3 protein-coding genes are annotated in these 5024 nt (G+C 68.6%); 1 reads left to right on the forward strand and 2 read right to left on the reverse strand.

Going from position 1 to position 5024, the window contains the following annotated elements; translation table 11 throughout:
• Positions 1 to 368: 368 nt before the first annotated feature.
• Positions 369 to 1352 (reverse strand): IS110 family transposase, encoded by a 984-nt coding sequence (locus ACFU8W_RS51985; RefSeq protein WP_384052831.1) that lies wholly within the window; start codon positions 1350 to 1352, stop codon positions 369 to 371.
• A gap of 794 nt (positions 1353 to 2146) precedes the next feature.
• On the reverse strand, positions 2147 to 3511 hold the full coding sequence (locus ACFU8W_RS51990) for a DUF3533 domain-containing protein (protein WP_384052833.1): 1365 nt from the start codon (positions 3509 to 3511) through the stop codon (positions 2147 to 2149).
• A 197-nt stretch (positions 3512 to 3708) separates the two neighbouring features.
• On the opposite strand from ACFU8W_RS51990, the gene ACFU8W_RS51995 reads away from it, so the two are divergent.
• Complete coding sequence (locus ACFU8W_RS51995; protein ID WP_384052835.1) at positions 3709 to 4410, forward strand: MerR family transcriptional regulator; 702 nt, start codon at positions 3709 to 3711, stop codon at positions 4408 to 4410.
• Positions 4411 to 5024 lie beyond the last annotated feature (614 nt).

Here is a 5024-nt window from a genome sequence, read left to right on the forward strand (position 1 = left end):
TATCCCCGCCAGTTGGCAGCAGGACTACCGGGCCGAGGGATACGCGGCGGCGCACCAGCAAGGCTGACGGCGCGACGCGGTCACAGACTCCGTCCCCCTTGCCGCCGTACCGCCACACCCAGGGGGGTGGAACGCGGCCGCCGGGCCCACTGCCAACCGAACAGGTCGCGCACCCGGATCGTGCGCACCTTCAGCCATCGGGTCCGGCGCGCCGGCAACCGCCCGCTCGCCGCGGCGAACGAGACGTCCTTCGGCGGCAGCGCCTCGGCGCGGGTGGCCTTCCAGAAGTCCAGCCAGGCATCCGCCTCGGTCGGGCGTGGCCGACAGCATCGGTTGTCTGTAAGAAGCTGTTGATGCCCCTATGGATGTCAACTTGCGGTTCCGTCGGGATCTGCGTGGCATACGGCTGTCCTGATGGGGGCGATGAGTCGGTAGATTTCGCGTGCGACGTATCGCTTCAGGCACCTGATGATCTCCCGGCGGGTCTTGCCCTCGGCGAGGCGTTGCCGCAGGTAGTCCCGGGTGCGGTCGTCCCAGCGCAGACGGCTGAGGACGATCCGGTAGAGGGCCGCGTTGGCCTGGCGGTCGCCGCCACGGTTGAGCCGCCGTCGTTGGGTCTTGCCGGAGGATGCCTCGACGGGGCTGGTGCCACACAGGGCGGCGGAGGACGCCTCGCTGCTGAGGCGATCGGGGTTGTCGCCGGCCGAGATCAGCAGGGTGGCGGCGCTGTCCGGGCCGACGCCGTGCGTGTCGAGCAGGCCGGGGAAGTGTGCTTCGACGCCCGCGGCTATCCGCTTGTTGAGGTTGTCGATTTCCCCGGTCAGGTGCTGGATGCGGCCGGCGAGGAGCTTCAACACATGTCGGGCAGTGTCTGCTGGCCCGTCTTCCTGCGAGTCGTTCAGCTCAGCACACGGCCTGAACAGGTGCGGGTTGCTCAGCCCGGCCAGCGACTCGCGCAAGGCGGCGTCGGCCGAGACCAGGCCGCTCTTGAGCTGGTTGATGACCTGGGTCCTGGACTTGATCGCGGACGCTTTCGCGAGCTTGAGCAGCCGCAGCGCTTCGACCGGGCCGTCGCTCGTCTTCGCGGTCGCGGTCGCGCGACCGGACAGCACGGCGTAGGCCGCCGCTTCCGCGTCGACGGCGTCGGTCTTGCCACGTCGTCGGCGCGCTGCCTTGTCGGGCTGGTTGACCTCGGTCACCTCAATGCCCTCGGCACGCAGGAGGCGGGCGAGCGCTGCACCGTAGGAGCCGGTGCACTCCACCCCGGCCCGGCGTAGGGCGCCGAACGAGCGTGCCCGACCGAGCACAACGTTCCGCTGGACCTGTGTGGAGCGACGCTTGCGATACCGCATGACCTCAAGGTGCAGCGGATGCGGACCTGGGGGCAAAGGGATGAAACGAACCTTTCTGATGCTTGTCCGATCCACGCTGCAGAGAGCGCGCCCACTTTCGGTGAGCGACACCAGGCACCACTTGAGTGACATGCTGCGGGGCCCGTCACGCAGGTCCACCTGCAACAGCAGCCCGGTCCGGCCTCGGCGGCGGGCTCTGTGGATCAGATAGCGAGAGCGCCATTTCAACCGGTCGTCGAAGTCGCTATTCACCTGCACCGCAATGTCCCCCACCCTGCCCCACTGCCGGCCGACCAAGTTCCCCAGACGCCTCAGGCTGGCACGAACAGGCAAGATCCAGAAGAGCCACGACCGGCAGAGCGTGAGGGCAGAAGCCTGCCGGAGACCAGTGGTGACACGACCCCCACGCTCACAGCAGCCACCGTGCCTCCCAAACTCAACATCACCCGACCGTGGATCGGGGCACCTCCCAAACCCATCGGCAAGTGACGTCACTGCTGGTCGATAAAGCCACCCAGGTTCTGGGTTACTGGCCGCACGAGAGCACTCAGACCCCCTGCGCGTGTCTGGTCGCCGAGCCGGAGCGCCCGCTTTTCCGAGGTCCGCGCCCCTCGTACGAGGATCTGTATTCCGAGGACTGTCTGCCCGGCTGCTGTGACGACTGGTCGCCGCTCATTCAGCAATGGCCCCCGCCGGTCGGCGGGGGCGCAGGCACTCGTGGCGGCATGCGCGTGAGGGCGGTTGTTGAGATCAGCGTTTGACTCGGCCGCGGATGGCTGGGGGTGTCTTGGCGGTCAGGCCGGAACGGTCCGCGGTCCGGGCTGCAGTTGGGGGTCGGACAGCTGGAGGGCCGAGCGGTGCAGCCCCCTGCGGTCGTAGAGACGGGTGAGGACGAGGCCGAGGAGGAGCGATCCGGCGAAGCCGATGGCGGTCATGGTCCAAGCGCGTCCGAGTCCCGCGTCGGTCCGCGCTCCGAAGTAGAGGATGGACCTGACGCCGTCGACCACCTGGCGGAACGGCTCGAATTCTGCCAGGAGGCGGTAGAAGTCCGGGAGCGCCTGGAGCGGGATGGTGGCGCCGGCCGACGGGATGGCCAGGCCGATCAGGACCAGCATGGAGACGATGGGGCCGGGGGTGCCGAAGACGGCGAGCAGGGCCAGCGCGGTGATGCCCATCGCGGCCGTGGCGCATGTTCCGAAGATCCACAGCAGGCCCAGATGTGAGGCGTCGATGCCGACGACGCCGACCGCGCCGGCCATCGCGAGCGCGGAGGTCAGCATCGACAGGACGACCATGAGCACCGAGCAGACCACGAAGTGGTGCATCCGCGTCATGTGTTGGGCGGGCTTGACGAGGCGGAACGGGCCCTTGTCGTTGGCCATGTAGCCGAGCGCCGTGTCCACCTGGGTGTGGATGACGTTGGCGCCCAGCATGCCGCCGAGGACCAGGACGAGGGCGTAGAAGAAGGCGCTCAGTCCGAGGCCGCTGTGGGCGCCGAGCGGGTGCCCCGCCTCGACGTTCACTTTTACGGGGTCGGCGATCATCAGCTGGGCGGCGGCGCCGGGCGCGGCGGGACGGCCGGCGTGGGCGGACGCGGAGGGCTGCGCGGACTGCCGCCCGAGCTCCTGGGTGAGCCCGCGGCCCACCTGCGCGGAGGTGTTGGCGACGACCTTTCGGTTGATCTCGGCGGCCATGCCGGAACCGAAGCTTCCGGCCGCGGGGTTGGTCAGCACCGTCATGGTCGGCGGGTGCGGTTCGTGCTGGGGCGGCCCGGCGAGTGCGGCCACGGAGGCGGAGAAGTCCTCCGGGATGACGAGCGCGCCGAACACCTTGCCCCGGGCGAGCAGGTCGTCGGCGGTGCGGCGGTCGGCCTTCTTCCAGGAGACCTTGTCCCGCAGCTCGGCGGACCCGGTGATCTGCGTGGCGATCTGTGCACCGAGGTCGATCCGCTGTCCGGCCACATCCGTCCCCCGGTCGCCGTTGACCAGGGCGATCGGCAGGTCCTTCGTCGAACCGACCGGGTCGTTGTTGGCACCCAGGTAGAGCATGGACAGGACGAGCGACAGCAGACCGAGGATCACTGCCGACGGCAGCCACACCCCGCGGCGGCGCAGCATTCCGCGGGCGCTCACCCGGAGCAAGGGGGTTGGTTCGGGCATGACGAGGGGCTCCAGCTTCCGTGGCACGCCGGTGGGGCGCTTGGATCGACATGGGGGAAGGGTGCGCCGTCTTCGCAGGTGGACGGCATATTGGAAAGTATCACTTTCTAGCTGGAGAGTGGCACTATCCAGTTGTGATATCCATGGGCGCGCCTGGGAGACTGGTCACACACAGAACAGACCGAGCGAGAGCACGCATGAGAATCTCTGACCTGAGCCGTCTGTCCGGAACACCGGTCGGGACGATCAAGTACTACCTGCGTGAAGGCCTGCTGCCGCCCGGCCGACAGCTGGGAGCCACGCTGAGCCTGTACGGGGACGAGCACCTCCAGCGCCTGCGCCTGATCCGAGCCCTGACTGCCCGTGGCGGCCTGTCGATCGCCGCCACCCGCGACGTCCTCACGGCCATGGAGGAGCCCCTTGAACCGCTCGCCACGCTCGGTGTCGTGCACTACGCGCTCCCCACGCCGGTCGACGCCGCCGAGACGGACGCGGTGGACGAGCAGGCGTCACAGGTCGACGAACTGGTGCGGGCCATGGGCTGGGATGTCTCCGAGGACTCGCCGCACCGCCGCGCCCTCGCCGCGAGCCTCATGGACCTGGGCCGCATCGGCGCCGACTACAGCACCGAGGACCTGCTGCCCTACGCCGAGCTGGCCGCAGCCGCCGCGAAGCTCGACCTGGACCGGATCAAGGAGCTCGACAATTCCGAGGACCGCTTCAAGCTGGCCGAGCACGCCGCCATCGTCGTGCTCCTTCTGGAGCCGGTACTGGCCGTCCTGCGCCGCCTGGCCCAGGAGAACGAGACCCGGCGCCGTGGCGTGTGGGCCCGTACGGCCGAGGCAGCCGAACCACGCCTCGGCCACGTCCCCACGACCGCCCCCGAGGGCAGTCCCTAGGGGGCGCCGGCTCCGTACGAGTACGGCGGGCCGCTCCGTAACCGGACACCGCGTGGTCGGTGACCCCGGTCCCGTGCGGGCGAACGGGAACTGGACAACGACGAAGGCCCAGGTCTCTGACCTGGGCCTTCGTCGGAGAGTGGATGACGGGAATCGAATCCGCGCTACAAGCTTGGGAATCACTCGGTACTTGGTCCTGTGCGCAGTGCCTGACCTGCGGGAATGCGTGGCGGCAGCGCCGTCTTGGCTGCTTCGTCCAGCCCCTTGGTGACTGCTGTTCACCACCGTTCCTAAAGACTGAGCATGAGGTTGCACATGCTCAGCCGAACGCCCCGAACGCCCCGAACGGTCTTGGGTGTTCTGGTCCACCGCGTTCGCTCCGCATTCAGTGCCATCGGATCGTGTCCGTGGTCCGGGTAGGTGGGGGCGGTGTTCCTCGCTCCCTCGGCCGCTGGGTCGAGCCTGGACGGTCCGATGCCCCGCACCATCGCTCTGGTGGTGTGGGGGCGGTGCCATCCGTCGCCTAATGGGAGCTACGGAACCGGGGAATGCTCGGTTCCGTAGCCGCCAGCAGGTGAGCACTTTCGTTGCCGGAACTTCGAGTTCTGGGATCA

It is taken from the genome of Streptomyces sp. NPDC057565, assembly GCF_042801455.1.
Taxonomy (GTDB): domain Bacteria; phylum Actinomycetota; class Actinomycetes; order Streptomycetales; family Streptomycetaceae; genus Streptomyces; species Streptomyces yanii.